The following is a 23,160-nucleotide window of genomic DNA, read 5'->3' on the forward strand; positions in this document are numbered from 1 at the left end:
AATTCAAAATTCACCTTGTCCTTTGTATATGCGCCGGACTGTAAGCAAGTCCCCAAGCCGTATTACATCTACCTACAATCTTTTTAATATGTCGAAAAACCGACTCAGGACCGCATGGCGAAATATCATGAAAGATCGCCTGTTTACCATCCTCAATCTGTTCGGCTTGTCTGTCGGGCTTGCATGCACAATGCTGATTTACCTCTGGGTGAATGACGAACTGCAGGTTGACAAGTTCAATACAAAGGATAAATATCTTTTCCAGGTGTTGATGAACATGGAAACACCGAATGGCATTGAGACAGGTGAACAAACTCCAGGACTCCTTGCAGGTACGCTTGCAAGCGAATTCCCCGAGGTCGAATACGCCGCCGCGGTTGTTCCGGTTACATGGGCCGATAAGAAAGGAATTCTTTCATACCAGGGAAAACAAATCACCGCCTCCAATCAATTTGCCGGAAAAGATTTTTTCAAAATCTTCAGCTACACGTTTATTGACGGGGAAGGGACAGCGGGACTGGCAGACAAGACTTCCATATTAATATCAAGGGAGCTTGCCATGAAGCTTTTTGGAACAACAGATAATGTTCCAGGAAAGACTATAACATGGAGCCAGCAGGATTTCAATGGCAGCTATCGCATTTCCGGGATATTTGAAAATCCACCGGTAAACTCAACCATGCAATTTGATGTCCTTTTCAGTTATGATCTTTACCTGGAAAAAAATCCGAAACTCTTAAAATGGGGAAACAACGATCCGCGGACCTACCTGACGATAAAGCCGGGAACAGATATAGATCAATTCAATCAGAAAATTGCTGATCTGATTAAGACGAGGAACGAAAAAAGCAAGTCTTTACTTTTCGTACAAAAATTTTCTGACCGATACCTGAACGGTCATTACGAAAACGGAACACCCAACGGTGGCAGAATTGACTATGTTAACCTGTTTTCCCTCACAGCGATTTTCATACTTGCCCTTGCCTGTATCAATTTTATGAATCTATCGACGGCCAGGGCAATAAGGAGGATCAGGCAGGCGGGTGTAAAAAAAATTCTTGGTGCGCGGCGTTCAACACTGATCATGCAGTTCCTCGGTGAATCCCTTTTACTCACACTAATATCCGTTGTAATAGCGATGGCCATCGTGCTTTTATTGCTGCCTCAGTTTAACAGTATTACCGGCAAGCAATTAAGCATTCCGTTGAGCCCGGAATTTATACTGGTTGTACTCAGTATTATACTTGTCACCGGCCTGGTGAGCGGAATGTATCCCGCTATCTACATCTCGGGTTTCAAACCAGTTTTCGCTCTTAAAGGAATACATAAAAATTCTTTTGTCGAACTGATGGTGAGAAAGGTGTTGGTCATATTTCAATTTACCATTTCAGTCATCTTCATTGTTTCTGTGATAGTAGTTTACAGACAGATGAAACTGATCCAAACCAGGAACCTCGGCTACGATCGGGATAACATTATTTATTTTGAAAGTGGAGGAATAGTCTCAGACAATAAAGAAGATTATCGCCCCGGGGGAAAATTTGAGACATCACTCCAAACCCTGCTGCATAGGATAGCAGCGATTCCCGGTGTTACAAACGTCTCAAACTTCAGGCACAATATCACCAACCGCGATGGTGGCACCTATGACCTTCACTGGCCGGGAAAGGCTCCCGATAACCGTATTGATTTTACTGACCTGGCCGTGGGCTATGGTTTTATAGAAACCACAGGCATCAAGCTCAGGGAAGGCCGTTCCTTTTCCAGGAATTTCGATTCGGATAAAGCGAATATCATTTTCAACCAGGCCGCTATTGATATCATGGGTCTGAAAGACCCTATTGGCAAAACAGTTAAGTTATGGGGTGAAGACAGGCAGATTATTGGCGTGGTAGAAAACTTTCATTTTCAGTCACTCCATGAAAACCTGAAACCTTGCTTTCTTGATCTGACATTTAATCACCGGGCTTCAAAGATCATGGTTAAGCTTAAGGGTGGCCAGGAAAAAGAAACCATTGCCCGCCTTGATGCGCTTTACAAGGAAGAAAATAAAGGATTACCATTCGAATACAGGTTCCTGGATGAAGATTACCAGGCCCTCTATTCAGCTGAGCAAAAAGTATCCTTATTGTCAAAATATTTTGCGGGACTTGCGGTCATCATATCATGTCTTGGACTTTTTGGACTTGCTGCGTTTACCGCCCGTAGGAGACAAAAAGAGATCGGGATCCGCAAGGTCATCGGTGCCACAACTAACCATGTGATGATCCTGCTATCCCGGGATTTTATGAAACTGATATTATTGAGCATCCTCGTTGCGTTCCCTATCGCCTGGTGGGCCATGTACAGCTGGCTGGATCGCTTTGCCTACAGAATAGATCTCAGTATGGATATATTTGCACTGGCCGGTTTGGCAACGATCTTCGTAACCATCTTTTCGACGAGCTTCCAATCAATAAAAGCTGCACTTGCCAACCCGGTAAAGAGTTTAAGAGCTGAATAAATTCACAATAGCTGAATAACATTACGACAGCTTAACAACTTTACAACAACCTAATAACTTCATAACAGCCTAATAACCTTATAACAGCCCAATAACATTCATAGCGTCTTAATAGAAGTCCTAACATCTGAGTGGCAGTTATAACATTTGCATAATAGTCATAACATCTGAACGGCAGTGATAAGATCTGAATAACAGTCACGAGAGAACTGTTCCCTTGATCATATCGGCGCCTTTTTCGCCAATCATAATACAAGCCGCATTAGTATTACCGGATATAGTTGTGGGCATTATGGAGGCATCTATTACCCGCAGACCATCCACGCCATGTACTTGTAATTTTTCATTGACCACCGCCATAATATCAGATCCCATTTTACAAGTTCCTACCGGGTGATATAAAGTTTCAAGACTTTTTTTCAGATGCACCATCAATTCATCATCGGTGGAATCCCGTGAAGGATGATTAAGTCCCTGCGGTGAGATCGTTCGGAAGGCATTCGCGTCGGAAATCTTCATCGCGACCTTTAACCCAGCTAACAAAGTTTGACGGTCTTTTTCAACCGTCAAAAAGCAAGGATCTATAAACGGCGGTGCAAGTGGATCTCCTGAAGCGATGGTTACCGTGCCCCTGCTTTCAGGATGGAGAAGGATACACATAATCGCGAAACCATTGGTGGTCGGAAAAGTCCTGATATCGTATATATTGGTACGGTAATCATCGCCGACATGTAAGGGAACAAAATGAAACTGGATGTCAGGCCTTTCCGTTTTGGTTTCAGTGCTGATAAATGTAGTTGTTTCAACGGGCGAATTGCACAGAGGACCTTTGTTTAAGAGGAGATATGTGAGTAAACATTTGAGCTGGTTCATTGGCTTAATATCCTGATTAGAGGAGCGAACATTACAAAGGTTGCTTGTACCTGTCCAGATATGATCCTGTAAATTTTTACCAACGCCCGGCAGTGAAACTTTCAACTCAGTGTTTGCCTGGTTCAGAACCCTGTCTTCCCCAATGCCTGAAAGCAATAGCAATTGTGGTGATTTTATCGCTCCCGCAGAAACAATAACTTCTTTTTTACAGTAGATCTTTTCGGTTGTTGTTTTTCCGCTTAAGCATTCAACTCCTGCTGCTTTATCTTTCTCAATGATGATACGTTTTACCAAAACATTCGTACGCACCGTTAAGTTGGAACGCATAATCACGGGCTTGAGAAAGGCCGTGTATGTACTCTGTCGCCGGTTGTTTTTTATGGTATATTGTAACAGGCTGGTACCGGCCTGAACAGGACTGTTATAGTCTTCATTGAGAGGAATACCATTTTCAATACAGGCCTCCAGGAAGATCCTGGTTAATGGCGATGGATATTTTGCGAAACCAACATTAAGCAACCCCTTTTTGCTATGATAGGGTTCATCAAAACTTTCGTTGTTTTCCGACTTTTTAAAATATGGCAGTACATCCTCGTATGACCAACCCTTGTTTCCAAGCCTCTCCCACTCGTTGAAATCTTCCGGGTTCCCTCTTACATAAGCCATTGCGTTAGTTGTACTGCATCCACCCAACGCTTTGCCCCTTGGAATAAATAACTTCCGGCCATCCACTCCAGGCTGAGGTTCCGTCCAGAAGGCCCAGTCTAGAGATGAATTGTGAAGCGTTCCATATGCCCCGGGAATATCGGTCTTAAAGCCTCCCCTGGTGCCAGCCTCTAATAATAATACGGTAGTGGCAGGGTCTTCAGACAAACGGTTTGCCAACACACAACCCGCTGAACCCGCTCCTACAATTATATAATCGTATATCATAAGCAAACTGATTTGTGCACGACAATTAATCCTTTTTATTAGATAACAAAAAGGCGGAAATATCTGAAAGATCCTGTTTACTCAGTTCCAGGTAAACGGGCGAAGGCATCAGGCTGTTCTTTAGCGATTGTTTTGTAAGTATTTCCTTTTCATCAATCATATATTGTCTGCCATACGCATCTACAGCTGTGATAACCGCCCCATTTGATAAAAGTATTCCGTAGATAATGCCACCGCTTTTCGTGGTAATAAGATAAGTTTCGGAGCCAAATGCAATTCCCTCATCCGGCCGCACAAGCGCCCCAAGAAGGCCTACCTGGTCGAATTTATCCTGTATACTGGTCAGTACCGGTCCTGTTTCACCACCCATAGAGCCAACCTTGTGACACACGAGGCAGTTGTTGAGCACAAGGTTTTTCCCCTTGTTTACATCGGCTTTCAATGAAGTTATTGTTTTGAAATCATAAGCCGCAGTGTCTGGTGGTAGAAAAAAATGTGCAGCCAGTGATTTAAGGAATTTATCCTCATCATTCATCACATCCGCAGCCAGGTTTTGCCGGATAGTATCCGGTAATTTTTTTGTTGCAGCCAGGTGAACCAGGTGCAGCTTACCGGCCCTGGACTTTGTAAGTTCCATGGCCGCCCGGAGCCTTACTGCCATGCCGATGGTGGTATCGGCTGTTTTTAGCCGGAGGGCCAGTAATTCGGGCTGAGGATCAGGCATAAGGTCAGCAGGCGGCGTCCAGTCTGCCAGGTATGGGCGCCAATCATTTGATTTGCGGAACTGCAACCAGTATTTAGCCTGTGAATTAAGTAACCGTATTTTGCTGACTTCAACCTCCCTCATTATGGCTGCAGCTTCAGCAGTGGGTATAAATGCCAGGGCAGTAATTGCCTGGAGCTTCATTGATTCATTGATCCCGGGACTGATGATCAGATTCCTTAATGACTTAGCCGAAGCAATAGGATGAAATTCGGTAACGAGGTTCAGCAACTTTGGGCTCCATGACGCAGGATCGGGATCATTAAACTGTTTCAATATAGCCGGGTAGAGACTGTCGCCCCGGCCATCAACCGCAATGCCCAATGCATTAAGATACCAGCGGTCCTGCCCGTCATAGCCCTGTATCAGTGTTAGCAGTATATCGCCTGAACCGGCGATCGAAGTTTTCCTAAGCGCAAGTGCGACTGCCCTTCTTACAGCAGGGTCAGGATCAGCCATCATCTTTGAGGCATAACCCCGCAGTTCATCTTTTTTATGCAACGTGATGCTCCTGAAGGCACAGATCCTTATCTGCGGATCTTTGTCTTGTAAAAAGCTTTCTGCAATGTCAAGGCCTTTTTCACCAATTGCGGCAATCAGCCAGATCAACCTTGCTTTATGATATGGGTTTTCGATGGTCAGATGTTTGGTTAGCTCAGGCAAAGCCTTATCGCCATACAATTTTAATTTTTCAAATGCAATGTTCCTGACGTTCATTGCGGGGTTAAATAATAACCTGGTTAATCCTTCGACAGAACTTGTATCAAATTTGGGAGCTACCAGCTTTTTGTTCTTTGGAGCAATGCGATATATTTTCCCAAAGCCTTTTGGATCGTTCATCTGGTGACCGCCAACAATCGGGTCGAACCAGTCGGCAACATAGATGGCACCATCAGTTCCGATGGTCACGTCGCTTGGACGGAACCACCTGGTGGTATCTTCCCCCACTTTGTGCCAGGTGTAATTTTTATCATCCTTATCAACAGACGCAATAAAATTGATCCGGTCCTTAAACCCGAAACCTGCCCCTTCCCGGGTTGGTTTATAGCCAAAGATTATATTACGCCCCGCATCTGCACTAAGCAGTGTGCCCCGATAGCTGGTCCCCAGTTCGTCTCCCTCTATCAAAGCGATGCCGGTTGGCGAACCTGAACCATATATGTCTCCAACCGGCATAACGCCCGGATCTTCCTGGTGCCAGTGTGCCTGGTTTATTGTTTGTCCGGGTCTGCGGTCAGCTTGCCAGGTGCGCTCGCCGGTGGCCGAAAAGAAACCCGCATTCCCGCCTTCAAGAATAAAGCTTGTACGGCAAGCGGCTTTCTCATCGTCATTATCATTTTGCCAGAAATCACCAAATGAGTCCATGATCACTTCATAGGAATTGCGAAAGTTGTGAGCAACGACTTCGAGGCCGGTACCATCCGGGTTAATTCTGAACACAAGTCCACCGGTCCAGATTTTTCCGTCGTCGCTTTTCATCCCGCCCTGGTTTTTAGTAGCGTAAGGCGAACTATAATTATAAACACTGCCGGAATTCAGTTTCCAGCCCGATTTGTCAGTGACCTCGTGTGGACCGGCGTTACCAGTGTTGAAGTATAATTTTCCGTCAGGACCAAGCATGCCCGAATGTAAACCATGATCATGATCACGTCCACCAAAGCCGGTAAGGAACACCTGTTTCTGATCCGGTTTATCATCACCGTTAGTATCCGTATATATGATAACCGATGGTGAGCAGCTTACAATTACCTTGTTACCACTAACAGCAATGCCGAGCGGAGAACGTAATTCAACGTCCTGCACGAATATCTTTGAAGTGTCCGCAACGCCATCCTGATCCAGGTCCTCGAGGATCATCACCCGGTCTCCTGCGCTATGATATAAGTGTTTGGTTGAATCATTCCGGAAGTCGCGATAGTTCACCGCCTCGGTAATCCAGATCCGGCCACGCAGATCAACGTCCATATTTGTAGGATTAAAAAACATCGGGGACTCTGCCCATAATGTCGCCTCCAGGTCAGGAGCTACAAATAATGCAGCTTTGGTGTGAGAAACCGAAGGGGCATCCGAACAGGAAACCATTAACGACACCACCGCTAAGATGGTGAAAGCAAAAGGAAGCGGCGCTGAGAATTCTTTCATGATTGGTGAAGAGCTTAGGTTGATTAACTGTTTAAGGTACTTTTCAAAAACCTGACATTCGCCAGACATGATTCGGTGAGATCCGCCCCCTTCGGCAAAGCACCTTCCAATACCACCCAACCCTTGTAGTCTATCAGATCAAGTATTTGTTTTATCCGTAGAAAATCTATATTGCCCTTTCCCAATAAATAGCCGTTTTCTTTCGCATGAATCTCGCAGATATATTTGCTCCCCAGCTTTTTTATTTCTTCGTAGATGTCATAACCTTTAAGATTGGAATTAGCAAGATCATAATAAACGCGGACATTTTCGGAACCGACTTCCCGGATGATATCAAGATGTTGCTCTGCACTTAACCAGGATTCAATTCCCAGAATGATACCCAGATCTTCGGCCTTATGGGTAACTTTCTTTAACCTTCTTATCACTTCTTCCTGACCTGACTGATCTCCAAGCAGGTCTCCCTTTTCGAAAAACGCCAGCAGAATTACTTTACAGTTCATCGCCTTTGCGACATCAATCGCGTCGCTGACCCATAACTCAGTTTCAGGAGCTGATTTATATGGAACCTTGTTGAGTTCACCAATAGCAAGACCCGATACCTCGATTTTATATTTTGATGCCGCGTTTTTATAGGTTTGCTGTACACTCTTTTGCCGGAGATGCATGTTATTGGCAACGCTGCCAAGGCTCACCTGTACACCATCCAGTCCAAGAGATTTTCCATATTCCATAGCCGCAGGGTCATTCCGCTTGCCTATCGACCAGTCACATGCACTGATCTTATATTGTTTTTTTTCTCCCGAAGTGAAAACTTCAAAAGCTGAACCGGCAATACCTAATGAATAAATACGTGCAAGCTGAGCCAGCATTTCGCGTCTGTCGATCGTAGTAAAAAAGTGCATAGCAAACGTTTGTTATTGTTTCATCCACATCGGTTTCTTTTTAAGAATCTTATTGTAAACAGGGCAATCCTTTGTATGCGCACCCGGCAGATAACCGATACTCATCAGAAACTCGTTTACAATTTCCCCACCGGTAAATTTAAATGTCTTTTTAAAGATCCGAACCCACTCTTCTTTCGTTTTCGGATGATGGTGTGAAAGCCAGTTTTCGAAAGAAACGAATTCTTTCTGAAGCGCGAGTATTGTCCTGGCATTTTCAATGGCTGCGTTTATTTTTAGCCGGTTTCGGATAATGCCGGGATCATTCATCAGTCGTTCCCTATCCTTTTCGGTGTACCCCGCTATTTTATCAACCTTAAAATTGTCATAAGCCTTTATAAAAAATGACTCTTTTCTTAGTATTGTTTCCCAACTCAGGCCTGCCTGATTTATTTCCAGGATCAATCGGCCAAACAGGGCATTGTCATCATGTATTGGATAACCATAGTGATTGTCATGATAGTTTTTATGTAAACTGAGACGGGGTTCTTCCATGTTTCCAATAACGCTGCAATATGACATTTCAGGAATGATATTTATGATTAACCAATAAAAAGGTTTTAGATAAATTTATCACAAAGGGGCTCACGGCAATATTTTTTTAAGTTTTTTATTTAAGCCCTAACTTCAGGAAGTAAAAAAAAATCAGAAATGGACAATCAATATTCTGCCTCCCGGAGGAAAACTATCAAGACTATTGCAGTTGGTGCGGCTGCCATGATCTATTCACCAAATGTACTACTCGCTGCGACCAGTCAGAAAAAAACAAAACTGGGCGTCGCGCTTGTGGGGCTTGGTTACTATAGTACCGACCTCCTGGCTCCCGCCCTGCAACAAACGAAGAATTGTTACCTCGCAGGGATCGTAACCGGCACTCCGGCCAAAGCAGAAACATGGAAAAAGAAATACAATATTCCTGATAAGAATATTTACAACTACGGAAATTTCGATACGATAGCAAATAACCCGGATATCGATGTCATCTATATAGTGTTGCCGCCTTCCATGCATAAGGAATATGTGATCCGCGCCGCGAACGCAGGTAAACATGTATGGTGTGAAAAGCCGATGGCTATCACAACAACCGAGTGCCAGGAAATGATTGACGCCTGTAAGAAAAACAAGCAATCGCTTGCCATCGGGTACCGGCTGCAGCATGAGCCACATACAAAAGAATGGCGCCGGATCGTTAAAGAAAAATTGCTCGGCAATGTGAAAAAAGTCAATTGCGCAGCTGGCTACCAGGATAACCGGACCGATCACTGGAAGCAGAAAAAAGAAATGGGGGGAGGAGTACTTTACGACATGGGTGTTTATGCGATACAGGGCGCCAGGCTCGGAAGCGGTAAGGAACCTATAGCCGTGCTGTCGGCTAAAACCTCAACCACAAGGCCTGAGATCTACAAAAACGGGTTGGACGAAACCGCAGTGGCGACGCTTGAATTTCCGGGCGGGGTGATTGCTGATATTAAAACAAGTTTCGGTGAAAATGTAAATTTTCTCAACATTACCTGCGATAAGGGCGAGGTCCGGATGGAACCTTACTCCGCTTATGCCGGGTTACGTGGTACCAGTCCACTTGGATCGATTTACACACCTTACGATGTGCCCTGGCAACAAGCAAACCAGATGGATGATGATGCTATGGCCATCATGCAAAAAAAACCCATGCCCGTACCGGGCGAGGAAGGCCTTCGTGACATCAGGGTGGTTGAAGCAATTTATAAATCGGCCAAAAGCGGAGGCAAAATAACTATATAAGCCCTGTATCCCCGGGCGTACCAGGTGATACCATCGAATCCACGCTGCTATAATCCTCCCTGGCCGCGGTATAGCTCTAGCGGTCTATCAAGGGTTAACTTCAATACCGTCATGTACTCATCTTTGAATTTCGACGGTACATCTATAAACACCAGTCCAGGAACCTGGCTCCATGAGATCTTACCAACTATTTTGGGAACCAGCGACTCGTTGGTTCCCAAAATAGTCACCCGGTTGATCTTGTTTTTTAATCCCTTTATCATAACCCTACCAGCTTCAGCAGCAGGCAGAAACAAGTACAAAGTCATCGAATCCTTCGAAATGGTCGATGGACCATAGAAATGACCTTGTGGCATACCCGGCAAAGAACTGAATATCGCCTCTCCGTGTTTTTTGTTCCAGCGACCTAACTCTTTCAATACCCGAACCTGTTCAACAGGTATGGTACCATCTTCCCTTGGACCGATGTCAAGAAGCATATTTCCGCCATTGCTCACCACATCGGCAAATATGCTGATGATTTCAAAAGGGGTTTTCCAATTGGTATCAGATTGCCGGTATCCCCAGTTATCATTGATCGTCATACATAGTTCCCACCAGTCAAACTTTGGCTTGCTGACGGGAAAGTTTTGTTCCGGCGTTTCATAGTCCCCATATCCCTGCAAGCGGCTGTTGATGATCGCACCAGGATATTTCTTAAGAATCGCGGACCTTATCCCTGCACTCTGCCATTCCTCAGCAGAATGTTCCCAATCGCCATCAAACCACCAGAGATCGGGGCGATAAGTATCATTAATTTCATTGATCTGGGCCATCATAAACTGGTGAAATTTCTTCCACCTGGCCGGATCTTCAGCAACTTTATACCTGCTGCTGTCTTTAAGAAAGCCCGGATAATCAGGATGGCTCCAGTCAATAAGTGAGAAGTATGCACCTCTTTTGATATTTTGTTTATCAAGTGCCTGGTAAAATGGAGTAAGAAGGTCACGTTTGGCGGGAGTATTTTTTACAACGCTATAATGATCCTGTTTGGTGGGCCATAAAGCTAGCCCATCGTGATGTTTTGTAGTGATAACTGCATATCGTGCACCCGATTCTTTAATAAGTGCCGCCCAGTTTTCAGGGTTGTACCTGGATGCGGTAAAACCTTTCATCTGGTCCATATAATCCTTGTAAGCGATTTGCCGGTTGTGGAAGCTCCAGCTTTCTGAAACGTCTTTCACACCATACATACCCCAGTGTATAAAGATTCCAAGTTTCGCATCACCAAACCATTCCATCTTTTGTCGGATACTGTCAGCTTTACTACTCTGACCTGTTAATGAGCATACTGCTAACAGGCAGTTAGCCAGGATCATGAAAAATCTGCGCATTTACTGTTTTAGCAGCCAATTTACTATATAAGCAGGAAATTGTTGTTAACTCTGGATACTTGCAGCTATGGCGGATAGATACGCATCATCGAAAAGCAAGCCTTAATTATCCAGTGGTTAGGCGATTCTTGCCGAATGCACATTAGTTTTGTTGAAAACAAGAAAATGAAAACGTTGCTGAAACTGGAAGAACTTGCGATGGCGGCGATATCTATATACTTTCTTTCCCTGTACAATCTGGGGCTGCCTGCCTGGATCTGGTTCCTGTTGTTCTTTGCTCCCGATATCGGTATGCTTGGCTATCTCGTAAATGAAAGGATTGGCGCTTTCTCATATAACCTTTTCCATCATAAAGGGATCGCCATTTTAGTTTTTGCCCTGGGTTATTTTATGGGCATTGAAATGTTGGTTGCGGTTGGCATACTACTATATGCACATGCTTCTTTTGACCGGATGTTCGGTTATGGATTGAAGTTGAACAGTGGTTTCAAAGATACCCACCTCGGAAGCCTCGAAAAGAAAACGATTTCAACTGAGCACCTGTAAACTATTGCGGAACAAGGTCAATAGTTCCAGACATGGGCCAGGTAAACGATCAGGTAGCTTAATACACAAATGCTACTCTTAAAGGTAAACGGTTTGAAAATATTCTCTTTTGTAACTTTAGCATTGGCCAGGTAATTAGCACCAGACCAGAACAAAACAGAGACGCCGATATCCCAGAAGTCAAACCGGCCATTGGTAAAATGAAAAAGTTGAAATAGCTCGAGACCAATGGAAAATACAAGCGGAAGAAAAAGTAATTGAACTTCAAAGCGACCAAGTTTTAAAAACAGGGACCTCGAAGTCAGCGTGATGGAAAATACCCATAGTCCTTCCGGAAGGGAGTAAATGATGATTTCGTGTAGTGGCAAAACAGCCGTGATGATTTTTCTCCAGCCAACAAAAGTATCGCATGAGACTGTTGAAATGAAAATGCTGTTGATCACCGTTTTCTCGGTGCGGTAAAACAGGTAGATAAACAAGCTTATCAGTAGAGCCAGTGAAATATAGACATAGTTTCTCCTCACGCCTTACCGTAAATTAAAAGTTTGAAATAAGAGAACCTGGTAAAACTGATCTCCTCCACGAGTGTAAACTTTTGTAAGTTGATTAAACTGTGAGCATAAAAAACCGATTTGAAGTGAAATATCCCTGAGAGACTTTGAAATGACTTGTCAAGGTATTTTAAACAGTTACCGGGAGTAAAATGATTGAGAATGAAAATTTTCCCGCCTGGCTTCAGTACCCTGTAAATTTCCCCTAGAAGCATTTCAGGGTTATCAACAACAGCAATTACATGAGATAGAACCACATAATCATAAACACCGGCAGGGAATAATAGCTGTTCACCATTCATTTGTATCAAATCGATATTATCTTTTTTCCTTTTTTTTGCCAGTCGGAGCATACTTACCGAGGTATCGATCCCAGTTATTTTATGTGTTTTATAAAGTGACAAATGTTTCCCGTCTCCCACCCCTATTTCGAGCAGATTTCCGAACGGCAAGGCGTTTATCTCGGCAAACAGTCTCCGCTTTTGTGGTTTCAGAATGATATCCACCAGGGGATAGAAGAATGAAAACCGGTTATAAAAATTGTCTGTCTTTTTGCTCATAGTAATTGTATTCAGGTTGATCAAAGCCGGGACGAGCCAGTGCTGAAACAACAGTTTTGCATGTTTCCCGGAATTTTCATTTTGCAAGACTGTCTGCCGGGGCCTTTTCATAATCATCCAGGCATGAATCAAGAGGGCGGCCATTTTCATGAATACAATCGCAGAATTCTATGCAGGCTTTTGACTTGTCACTGTCCTTACATTGCAGCAGGCAATCAGCCTTTGTATTGCGCGGCATTATTTCGCAGGCAGTCAAAAACAGCAGGATTGCAAAGATTAAGATCGGGATCGCTTTCATTTCAACTTTCAGATTTATTAGTAATCGGCAATACCCATTTTCAGTTACCAGGTATTTCAAGTTTAAGCTGTGTTTTCTCCCATGGAAAAATCATTTTTAATTTGTGATACTCCCAACAGAGCAGGTAGAGATTAGCCAGGACCATTAATGGTGAACTAACCCATGAACCTTCAAACCGAACCGCCATGGAGAGCACGAAAATGTTCAGAATAATGGGAAAATAGAGCAGTGCGCCGAGCGTTGCTGTCCTTGGAATGAACAATAAAATAGCGGCTGTCACCTGGAGAATCCCGACGAATGTGTAATAAAATCCTGTCCTGTGTAAAGCTTCGAGGTAATTCCCCATCGGATGCTTCACTGACAAGTCGGTGAAGCGCTCACCTGCAATTTTCACGAATCCGGAAGGCAGAAATCCAAGAGCAAGCCCTACCCGGTTAAAGACTGCGAAATAACGCAACCATTTATTTTGTCTTACCCGGGAATGAAGATGATCAAGTTTTGCAGAAATACTCATTTGTCTGATTGATTTATACTTATTACTAAAGCACTGTCACTCCCCTGGTGTTATTTTCAGTTTGGAGATCGATCAGCAGATAGCGTGGATCGATCCCGGCCAGGTTAGGTTTTCGGTTAGTCGTCACCGTTATTACCTGCCTGCCGGAGCGAATGCGGTGCTTCTGATGGTAAACGGGTTTGTCCGGTTCAACTCCCTGTACCCGCTCTCCATAAATTCCGATTTCTACCCAATCATTCATATGGGTTTCGCTTTCAATGCCCGCACTGTCAAACACGAGCTTTTTTGCATTTACCTGTAGATCTACCTGCCAGGTACCCGGGCTGCTCTGCCTTGCATTACTGTGCTCAATTTCGAGTTCCCAGAAGGTGTTAACCTCGAATAAATCATGAAGCAGGTAACGAAGTGAATCAGGCGTCGCAACTTTCAGTTCCGCAAACAGGTCAAGCGTTGTTGCCAGCGGTGCGTTACGGGACCTATGCTTCTCAACCAGCCGGCGAAGCCCTGCATTCAGACTATCATCACCCAGGTATTCACTTAGTGCATATAAGGCAAAAGGCCCGCGGCGATAAGACATATAAGGGTCCAGCCCGCGGAGTAATGGCTCCCCGCGGCGAATAGGCGGATGTGGATGTGGCTGCCTCATAAAATGCCTGAGGAGTTCCAGTTGCTCTTTACCCCTTGAATTTTCGACAGCTTTCATGGCGTAATACCAGGCGAGACTTTCTGAAAGTACCGGTGCCCCTTCCGCATTTGCGTAAGGCACTGTCCACTGATGAGCCATCTCATGAGCGACCACGGCATAAGGAAGGTCGAGACTGCCTGGTTCATCTTTGGGACTCCAGAATGCAAAACCTTCCTCCATGATGAGCATTCCGGGCACAGCATGTATGCCTGCACCGTCACCATCACCAGGGTGCTCCACAAAACTGACCTGCTTGTAGGGATAAGCGCCGAATTGTGCAGTATAATAATCCAGTGAAGCCTTTACGCTCCTGACAATGCGATCAACATTACCGTTGTGCCTTGGGTCATGATATATCATGATTGCAACCGTGCCCGTGTCGACAGGATCCGGCAACGCTCCATTGTCTGCTGGTTTCCACATGTCTGCTGGTTTCCATGTTGACTGGTGAACCGCGTACCTGGCTGAAAAAATATATTGACTGCCACCGATCGGAGCATCACTGACATATTTGTAATAACTTCTTCCATTACTGGTCCATGTTTTTTTCAGTACTCCGGGTGCTATTGCCACCTGGTCCGCGTCCGTGCTTATTGTTGCCTGGAAATCGATCCGTTGTGCTACTCCTTTGGTTGCTTCTGCATCGTACAAAGAAGCAATAAACGGACGTGGTTGGAGATGTTGTGCCGCGCGCTCGGCCGTTCCCGTGAGTTCCCGATCTCTTTGATAACCGACAACAGGAAGAAATTTTGCAGTGAAAAAATAGGTTCCGTTTTCAGCGACAGATGGGTCGACCCCGTTCACGCTGAAACCCCGCCTTTCGATCCGGACCGCGAAACTAAGTTTCAATGAATCACCCGGCTTTAGCGGGGTGCCTAACCGATAAATGCGATAACCATGATCATGCCCTGGCGCACCTGGTGACCTGTTATAGTGAACGGCGGTGAAAGGTCTGTCAAAAGAGATTGATTTGGTTCCGCCTCCTGGCATAATGATGAGGTGGATCGAATCAATTTGCTCCTGGCGATTATTCACTAAATTATATGATCCGCTAATTTCAATCAGACGACGTTGTGGATAAATGCTGACTTCGAGATTTGAAGCGGTAACCACGGGTTGAGGTATACCCGCATACCGGCCATAGGTTTTTTCGTATTCGGCTTTATGTTCGATAATACCAGCTGAGTTTTGATAGGTGTTTAGCACATTGGTATTATGAAAGATGAGTCCGCCAATGGTGACAACCAGTCCCAGTGCAATTGCGAAAGTCCAGGTTAGATTTGTATTGATACGTTTCCGTGCAAGACGAACCCGGGACCTCCACTCCAATTCGGAACCACGGATCCATAATAGCCTGGCAAGTATAGAAAAAATCACCCCCCATGCTGCCCAATATAATTTGAACCATAACCATGGTCCTATCGAATCGCCGAAACCGCTCATTTCTGTGTATGTCCAACCTGGCCCGGATCCATAAATGAGCAGGTCATGCTCGATGCCAAACAGCGGTGACATAGTAATGAATACATAACACATGATTGAAAGCAGATGCCCTATATATTTCTGATTGGCAAACACATGTAATGACATGGCCAGTATGGCAAATATCAGGTACTCGGGAAGCTGAAGACCTAACAATGTTTTCAGGTACAGTAACAACTCGAATTCATGATAATCCATCATCGTTTGAGCAATGATTCCGGAGACCCCAAGTAAAACAAGGAACAACAGGATCACTAGTCCCAAACCAAGGAACTTACCAAAGAATCGCGGCCATTCCGAGCCCGGCATTGTATCCATAATTTCAGCCATGCGGGCGTCCCTTTCCCGCCACACCAGTTCGCCTGCAAAAAATATGATCATAAGGGGAACGATTACCCAACGATTCATCTCTGCTGATAAAGATGTTGTCAATTCGGCAAGAACCCTACCGGTTTTCGGTAACATCGGAACTTCATTGATGACCATCTGGTCTACGATTACAACCGTTGTAAGCAGAGGAATGACAGCGAGCAGTGCAATTCCACCCCAGCTTTTAGTGATCGATTTAAATGATCCGCAGGCGATAGCCCAGGTTTGTCGCAGGGAGAAGGCAAAATCAAATGACACAGTGCCATAATTATGATCCGGCACAACTGGCCTCGTAAAAGAACTTGCCGGTTGGATAGCGGAATTTTCAATTGTAGTACCTGGTGCGGTTTGTCTGGGAAAACGTCGCGCTGTGGAAGTAAAGGCAGCCGCGCGTGCACGAAGATAAGCCAGGAAGGAGTCAACCAGGTTGCCCTCTGCACGATGAACAAAACGAAAGCAGATATAGGTGACCGTTAGTACTGCCATACCAATGCCGAGCCACAGAAACCGGTTGCGGAGAATTGTTCCCTCCAATGCTAACAATCTGGTGCTTTTCTCGATCGGCGTCCATAAATGTGATAATTCAGACAGGATAAAATGTACGCCTATCAGATCGAGGATATTGGCGAGGTGCTGTCTTCCCTGGAAAAGAAGAAAAAGGCCGACCACATATGACATAAAAAACAGGATCATAGAGCCGAGATAGGCTGCCATTGGCCGGCCGCTTTTTGCGGCAAGTGAGAACTGGATTGCCGTCGCGACAAAAGCATTCGGCAGCGCAATAAAAAAATAAGCAGTGAGGTAAGCTGCAGGCCGGAAGGGTCCAAGAAGTACTGCATCCACGCCGGGAAGGTAAATACCAAGAAGAATGCCTGCCTGGACGGCAAGAAGAATCATTGCATTGATGATAAATGCCGCAAGAAATCTCCCTCCCAGGTATTGAGCCTTGTGTAAGGGCATCGAATAAGTAAGATTATACATGCCCGTTGTGACATCCCTTGCTGCAGCATCCCCGGCAACCATGGCAGCCGCCATAAGCCAGACAAGACTCCCGAATACAGTTGTCTTTGCGACGGCAAACGGTGAATTCACAAAGAAGTCATCATGCAGTGCCTCTGACAGTGATCCATCCCTGGTCATAAGAAACGATACGGCAAGCAGTGCTGCAAATATGAGCCAGGTCCATATACGGCGAAGTTGATAAGTTACTTCGAATAGAAAAATCTCCCTGAATCTGATCCATCCGCTGTGTTCTATGATCAGGATATGTTTCATAAAACCTTCTCTTTTTTGCGAACGTCTCCCAGGTGGCCCGCCATGGTAGTAAAATAAACATCTTCCAGGTTTGCTTCCGCCGCTTCAAAGCCAGGTGCCGGGCGTTCAGAATGATATACCTGCACCAACGTTTTGCCACTAAGCAACTTAGTGGAGATCAGTTTGTGTTCGCTGGATATCCGGGGCAGTTCGTCTTTGCTGATGATTTTGCGCCATATCTTTCCCCTGAGCTGCGAGACTGCCTGCAATGGTTCTGCTTCAAGCAAAATCCTGCCTTTATTGATGATTGCCATATTAGTGCACAATTCAGCAACGTCATCAACAATATGTGTGGACAGGATCACAACACTGTTTTCTCCAAGCTCACTCAGGAAATTCAGGAACCGGACCCGCTCTGCCGGATCAAGCCCTGCAGTGGGTTCATCCACGATCAACAACTTCGGGTTTCCCAACAAGGCAACCGCAACACCAAAACGCTGACGCATACCACCGGAATAGCCACCCAACTTTTGTTTTCGCACATCCCACAAATTTGTTTTCATAAGCAGTGACTGCACCACTTCTTTGCGCGCGCTCCGGCCGGTAATACCTTTCAGCACAGCGAAATGATCAAGCAGGTTTTCGGCACTGACTTTAGGATAAACACCAAACTCCTGGGGCAGGTAGCCAAGCGTCTTCCTTAATTCATCCTTTTGGTTTAACACATCCAGTCTACCAAGTTGAATGCTTCCATCGTCTGGCTCCTGCAAGGTTGCTATGATCCGCATCAGGGTAGACTTACCGGCACCATTTGGCCCGAGCAGTCCATACATACCCGAAGGAATGGTAAGCGTTACGTTCTCAAGCGCGCGTACTCCGTTAGAATAAGTCTTCGAAATATTGGTGATTTGTAATTTCATTCCTTTAAATCTGTGGCTGTTTTTTTTTAGTATTCTCTATTTTGCGGTTTTCCAATCGAACAGTCCGAAATCAGTCAATAACCGGCAGGGATTTCCATTGGCATCAAAACCAATGTAACTGGCGTAATATCCATCACCCAGTCCTGTAGTAAATGCCGCCAGGTTGTGGCTCCCAAAATTGTGCATCGCATATCTCCATTTGTAATGAGAATGATTTTCCATTTGTTTAAAAATCTCACTTTCCATGCTCTCCGCTGCCCTTTTGTCAAATACTTTGTATGCATCCTTATCCATGAATATCCCTACCCCGGCGTCCACTGAATATCCGGGCATTTCTTCCCCCCCAATTGGCAAAGGCTTCTGCCCTTTTTGTAAAGCAAACTCCCATTTTTGAACCGGTTCTCCGCTGAAGTTGATCCTGATAAAAGCGATGCTTTCCTGGTTCTTGAATTTTGCTATGGAAAGCTGAACCGGAAACTCCCCTGTCGGAAACAACTGGGTAAAAGGTATTCCGTACTCATCCATGTGCAGCGGGTCGCATGCAATTATATAGCCGCTGGTCACTTCTAACTTACCAATCGTGATACCATATAGCTGGAATATATTCTTGTTCACTGACTGAGTCGTTCCTTTTATAAAAGCCGACTCGAAAAGCTCAGGTTTAGCTACAATTTTTGGGGGTTCGGATTTGATAGTATCAAGTAATTCGGTTGAATACTTTCGCTGATCAACCTGAACGGGATGATCATTACAGGCTATCACAACTAACAGTACATTGAGAACAAACAGGTATTGAACCTTCGTAATTCCTGAACGGGCTGCCTGAGCTTTCTTATTCAATTTCATTGAGCGAATTTTTTAAGTGCTATTTTAAATGAACTTTTTATCAACCGGTTTATAATGTTTTCTTTTTGCCTGTATGTGGGGAAGCAGGCCACAAACAAGCAGGCCACAAACCACTATTCCTAGATTTAAAAGAACTTTGCATTTCAAAGTTTCCGGTCAAAAAAATATCTTTCTGGTGACTGATTTTAAACATGGCTAACCCATGAACTATAAGCAGAATGATAATCGGCATTGGGAGATTATATTATTGATTAAGACCAAATATTAATGGAAAAAGAAATGTCACAACAATCGTCCAGAAAAAATAAACCGGGAGGTAAACAGTGATAGCTTTCCGCACTTCATTGATATTCCCTTTTGCAGAAACAACCCTGAAAAACTTAATCGTTACCAGCAACAGATTGATCAGTATCAGCACATTACCACCCAGTACGGCCGCCCTGTTTGGCGTAATACCTAATCCCGCTATGCGGAAGATAATTGCTGATAAGGCTACTCCGTTAACCAGAACCGTTATTATCGATAAAAGTAACAGCACCCATAATTCAGCATGGCTCTTGCCGCCGGCTGATGTTTCGGCAACAGAAAAGAAGATGATGGCCATTACCCCGATCAGCAACAAGTTAAATATCATCAGGAATTCCCGGTCATTATAAGGGTCCTTACCGGAATAGATCATAGCGCCAAGATAGATAAGCAGCATCACCAGCACGAGTGGACTGAATAATTTGGCAATTACCGGCGAAACCCTTCCTACCAGCTGCGGATTTGTTTGTATTAGATAGGAAGCAGCTATAGGTGCCGCAGGAAGTCCGAAGATCACCACGTTCTCAAAATATACTTTTTCAATATCAAGACCGATTAATGAAAAAAGGTTTATGGTAATTCCGCTCAGAATTCCGGCCGCAATTACAATAAGTGTGGTCATCACAACAAGGTCGCCGTTATATTTGAGAAAGCTCAGCCTTCGCTCTTCGTTATTACGATACGAGCCCACGTAAGAAAACCCTAGTATCGACCATAGAAACAAGACCATGTGTATACACGATAATACAAGAACATCACTGTCTTTTTTGCCGGGAAGCATATTAATGAATATGAGGGCGACAATAGTTGCACCGGCAATTGTAGCAATCTTGCTCAGCTCCAGTTTATTCTTCCAGGCAAAATAGAAAGTCAAAACCGGAAAGATGATGAAACCCACATTCCTTGTGTAGAAAAATTGTTCGTCTATGTTTACAAGCGCTGGCAGCTTTGCAATCAAACCTGCGATCAGTGACGCTACGATAACAAAAATTACATCCACCCGCGAGCCCCAGTTAATATCTTCATTGTCGTAATTCAATCGCTCGTTCCAGAAGTCAGCAACGACATTCCCTTTTACCTGCGGATAAAGCGTGGTGAACTCGCGTTTGAATGGAGCCTTATTATTGCGATACATCTTTTCAAGTTCGCGGGGCTCGTTTAAATGAGCAAGTATGTCTTCTTTCATGATCCTGGTTTTACACCGTTATCGCGATAATTTATCAGCCGTTTTTCCTGGTATTTCTTTTTATCAGATCCTCGAGGGCTTTGAGATGATTATCGAATGCTTTTTTTCCTGCCTTTGTCATAAAATATTTTGTGTTGGGTTTTTTACCGACAAATGATTTTTTTACGTCAATGAATGCTTCTTTTTCCAGGGTCTTAAGATGATTGGCGAGATTCCCATCGGTGAGATCCAGGTACTCCTTCAGTGAATTGAAATCAAGCATATCATTTACTGCCAGTGCCGACATGATACTTAGCCTGATCCTGCTTTCAAAAGCTTTATGAAAATTATCTATGACTATTTTCATCTTTCGTACCTGTAATGCATGTAAATGCCATAAATAATATGGAACAGTCCAAAACCCAAAGCCCAGGCGGCTAATCCGTACTCAACAAAAAACGAACTTATCAAACCGAGTACTATCTGGATTATGCCAAGGCTCCTCACCTCTTCATATGTAAACCTGCTGGCGTTGTACAGCGCCAGGCCATAAAATATCAGTGTGAAGGGAGCTATAAAATCTATCATTCCCCTTGCAATCAAAATAAGTATCAGCAATCCGCCGGTGACAAGTGGAACAGCCATATTGATCAACAGCCTCCTGGACGTAGCATTCCAGATCCGTTCACCATTTTTACCAGCTTTTTTTGATGAAAGAAAGATTGCCGTACCTACAGACATCACTAAGACCAGGATGGCCAACAAAATGATTTGAAAGATCACAGGAGGAAGATCCCCGGGTGACAAGCGCTGAGCGAGTTGTACCGCGGGGAAATCAAAGACCAGGTATGCGATAACAGCACCGGCCAGTGCATATAAACCAGCCATTACACCTGCCAAACCGGAAAGCGACATAAATTTCGAAGTACGCTCCATCATTGAACGCATCTCAGCTATATCGCGGATATAATCCTGGTCTTCTTTCATATAAAAGTACTTTGCAATTCAAAGTTAATTGGAAATTTTTAGTTTTCCAAAGCAATTGGCAATATTAATTTCTGGCTTTAGGTGAGGGACGTTCGATGTTGTGACTTAGATTTTTCGTTTATCTTTATCGCTTTATCAACATTTGGAGAATATCGTTTATAAACTTCAACGGATCATAGTACTATGGAAATAGGTATAGACAGTTTCGCGTCTGCAATGTATGGCAGTAATTCACTCAGCAGTGTTGATGCAATGGAACAATTGATTGATAGAATTGCTTTTGCTGATGAAGCAGGACTCGATGTTTTTGGCATCGGTGAACATCACAAAAAAGAATTTCTTGACTCTGCGCCCGTGGTTATTCTTGCCGCGGCTGCCTCAAGAACAAAACGTATCAAGCTGGGTAGTGCCGTTGCTGTACTAAGCGCTGCTGATCCGGTCCGGGTTTACCAGAGTTTCGCTACCCTGGACCTGATCTCAAAAGGAAGGGCCGAACTGGTGGTGGGCCGCGGTTCTTCTGTTGAAGCCTATCCCCTTTTCGGCTTCAGCCTGGATGACTATGATGCATTGTTTAAAGAGAAGCTTGAATTGTTATTGAAAATCAATGAAAACGAATTTGTGAACTGGTCAGGCAAATTCAGGCCGTCCATACCAAATTTACCTGTCTACCCGCGCGCCCTTCAGGCAAAACTCCCGGTATGGCTGGGTGTAGGCGGAACACCAGCGTCTTTTGCGCGGGCAGGAAGCCTTGGTCTTCCACTGATGGTTGCAGTTATTGGTGGCGAAACACATCGCTTTCGCCCGTTGATTGATCTTTATCGCCAGGCTGGCGCCATCGCCGGCTTCAAGCCTGAACAACTTAAGGTTGGTCTTCATTCTCCAGGTTATGTGGCTGCTACCAATGGCCAGGCTATTTCCGATTATTATCCCGGGTATGCTGAGCTCTGGACAAAACTCGGCAGGGAACGTGGGTGGCCACCGGTTACAAGGTCACAATTTGATAGCTTGTCTGGTCCGAAAGGAGTACTGGTTCTGGGAGGACCGGAACAGGTGGCTGAAAAATTATTGCGACATAGTGAGGCACTCGGTGGCATCGACAGGTTTACATTCCAAATGGATAACGCCGGCCTCACTCACTCACAGCTGATGGCATCGATAGAGCTGATCGGTAAAAAAGTAATTCCATTGATCAGGAGTAAGCAATGACACCTGATCGAATCCGGCGCGTCGGCATGCGATTTACATCTTCCCCATAGTTCGCGAAAGGCGCGGATAATCTTACATTGAATAGCAAGAGGAAATCCGATATTGAAAAACATCAGCGAAGCTGGTATTGAGGGACGTCGGCATATCTGGTATTGATGAACATCAGCGAATGCGATCCA

Annotated in this window: 19 protein-coding genes; 4 read left to right on the forward strand and 15 right to left on the reverse strand. The window is 44.7% G+C overall.

The window, feature by feature from the left end:
- Positions 1–88: 88 nt before the first annotated feature.
- Complete coding sequence (locus ACX0G7_RS01365) at positions 89–2,503, forward strand: ABC transporter permease (protein ID WP_458921608.1); 2,415 nt, start codon at positions 89–91, stop codon at positions 2,501–2,503.
- Positions 2,504–2,701: 198 nt separating this feature from the next.
- On the opposite strand, the gene ACX0G7_RS01370 is transcribed toward ACX0G7_RS01365, so the two are convergent.
- Genes ACX0G7_RS01370 through ACX0G7_RS01385 form a run of 4 tightly spaced genes read right to left on the reverse strand, consistent with a single transcriptional unit; the run spans position 2,702 to position 8,680 of the window.
- Positions 2,702–4,309, reverse strand: a complete 1,608-nt coding sequence (locus ACX0G7_RS01370) for a GMC family oxidoreductase (protein ID WP_458921609.1) — start codon at positions 4,307–4,309, stop codon at positions 2,702–2,704.
- A 25-nt stretch (positions 4,310–4,334) separates the two neighbouring features.
- Complete coding sequence (locus ACX0G7_RS01375) at positions 4,335–7,214, reverse strand: PVC-type heme-binding CxxCH protein (RefSeq protein WP_458921610.1); 2,880 nt, start codon at positions 7,212–7,214, stop codon at positions 4,335–4,337.
- Between the two features lie 23 nt (positions 7,215–7,237).
- Positions 7,238–8,119, reverse strand: coding sequence for a sugar phosphate isomerase/epimerase family protein (locus tag ACX0G7_RS01380; protein ID WP_458921611.1), 882 nt, complete (start codon positions 8,117–8,119; stop codon positions 7,238–7,240).
- Between the two features lie 12 nt (positions 8,120–8,131).
- On the reverse strand, positions 8,132–8,680 hold the full coding sequence (locus tag ACX0G7_RS01385) for a DNA-3-methyladenine glycosylase I (protein ID WP_458921612.1): 549 nt from the start codon (positions 8,678–8,680) through the stop codon (positions 8,132–8,134).
- 129 nt (positions 8,681–8,809) lie between these two features.
- Here ACX0G7_RS01385 and ACX0G7_RS01390 point away from each other — a divergent pair, with 129 nt between their 5' ends.
- Positions 8,810–9,919, forward strand: a complete 1,110-nt coding sequence (locus ACX0G7_RS01390) for a Gfo/Idh/MocA family protein (RefSeq protein WP_458921613.1) — start codon at positions 8,810–8,812, stop codon at positions 9,917–9,919.
- Between the two features lie 47 nt (positions 9,920–9,966).
- Here ACX0G7_RS01390 and ACX0G7_RS01395 read toward each other — a convergent pair whose 3' ends face one another.
- Complete coding sequence (locus ACX0G7_RS01395) at positions 9,967–11,292, reverse strand: alpha-L-fucosidase (RefSeq protein ID WP_458921614.1); 1,326 nt, start codon at positions 11,290–11,292, stop codon at positions 9,967–9,969.
- A gap of 165 nt (positions 11,293–11,457) precedes the next feature.
- Between ACX0G7_RS01395 and ACX0G7_RS01400 the strand changes: the two genes are divergently transcribed.
- Positions 11,458–11,838, forward strand: coding sequence for a DUF4260 domain-containing protein (locus tag ACX0G7_RS01400; protein ID WP_458921615.1), 381 nt, complete (start codon positions 11,458–11,460; stop codon positions 11,836–11,838).
- Positions 11,839–11,855: 17 nt separating this feature from the next.
- Here ACX0G7_RS01400 and ACX0G7_RS01405 read toward each other — a convergent pair whose 3' ends face one another.
- The 10 genes from ACX0G7_RS01405 to ACX0G7_RS01450 form a co-directional block, all read right to left on the reverse strand.
- Positions 11,856–12,362 (reverse strand): hypothetical protein, encoded by a 507-nt coding sequence (locus tag ACX0G7_RS01405; RefSeq protein WP_458921616.1) that lies wholly within the window; start codon positions 12,360–12,362, stop codon positions 11,856–11,858.
- Entirely contained in the window at positions 12,359–12,949 is a 591-nt protein-coding gene (locus tag ACX0G7_RS01410) for a class I SAM-dependent methyltransferase (RefSeq protein WP_458921617.1), read from the reverse strand. Before ACX0G7_RS01410 ends, ACX0G7_RS01405 begins: the two co-directional genes overlap by 4 nt.
- A 76-nt stretch (positions 12,950–13,025) precedes the next feature.
- Entirely contained in the window at positions 13,026–13,247 is a 222-nt protein-coding gene (locus tag ACX0G7_RS01415) for a hypothetical protein (RefSeq protein ID WP_458921618.1), read from the reverse strand.
- 40 nt (positions 13,248–13,287) lie between these two features.
- Entirely contained in the window at positions 13,288–13,761 is a 474-nt protein-coding gene (locus ACX0G7_RS01420) for a hypothetical protein (RefSeq protein ID WP_458921619.1), read from the reverse strand.
- 25 nt (positions 13,762–13,786) lie between these two features.
- Positions 13,787–17,572 carry an ABC transporter permease/M1 family aminopeptidase gene (locus ACX0G7_RS01425; RefSeq protein WP_458921620.1) on the reverse strand — a complete coding sequence of 1,262 codons (3,786 nt, stop codon included), beginning with the start codon at positions 17,570–17,572 and terminating at the stop codon, positions 13,787–13,789.
- Positions 17,569–18,471, reverse strand: a complete 903-nt coding sequence (locus ACX0G7_RS01430; protein ID WP_458921621.1) for an ABC transporter ATP-binding protein — start codon at positions 18,469–18,471, stop codon at positions 17,569–17,571. Before ACX0G7_RS01430 ends, ACX0G7_RS01425 begins: the two co-directional genes overlap by 4 nt.
- Positions 18,472–18,507: 36 nt before the next feature.
- Complete coding sequence (locus tag ACX0G7_RS01435; RefSeq protein WP_458921622.1) at positions 18,508–19,317, reverse strand: DUF4241 domain-containing protein; 810 nt, start codon at positions 19,315–19,317, stop codon at positions 18,508–18,510.
- A 244-nt stretch (positions 19,318–19,561) separates the two neighbouring features.
- Positions 19,562–20,809 (reverse strand): hypothetical protein, encoded by a 1,248-nt coding sequence (locus tag ACX0G7_RS01440; RefSeq protein WP_458921623.1) that lies wholly within the window; start codon positions 20,807–20,809, stop codon positions 19,562–19,564.
- Between the two features lie 34 nt (positions 20,810–20,843).
- A complete protein-coding gene (locus tag ACX0G7_RS01445) occupies positions 20,844–21,155 on the reverse strand; it encodes a winged helix-turn-helix domain-containing protein (RefSeq protein ID WP_458921624.1) in 312 nt (103 codons plus the stop codon).
- Positions 21,152–21,775, reverse strand: coding sequence for a hypothetical protein (locus tag ACX0G7_RS01450; protein ID WP_458921625.1), 624 nt, complete (start codon positions 21,773–21,775; stop codon positions 21,152–21,154). Before ACX0G7_RS01450 ends, ACX0G7_RS01445 begins: the two co-directional genes overlap by 4 nt.
- Positions 21,776–21,958: 183 nt before the next feature.
- On the opposite strand from ACX0G7_RS01450, the gene ACX0G7_RS01455 reads away from it, so the two are divergent.
- Positions 21,959–22,981: an Atu2307/SP_0267 family LLM class monooxygenase gene (locus tag ACX0G7_RS01455; RefSeq protein ID WP_458921626.1), complete on the forward strand. Its 1,023-nt coding sequence runs from the start codon at positions 21,959–21,961 to the stop codon at positions 22,979–22,981.
- Positions 22,982–23,160: the final 179 nt, after the last annotated feature.

The sequence above is a fragment of the Flavitalea antarctica genome, from assembly GCF_054461535.1.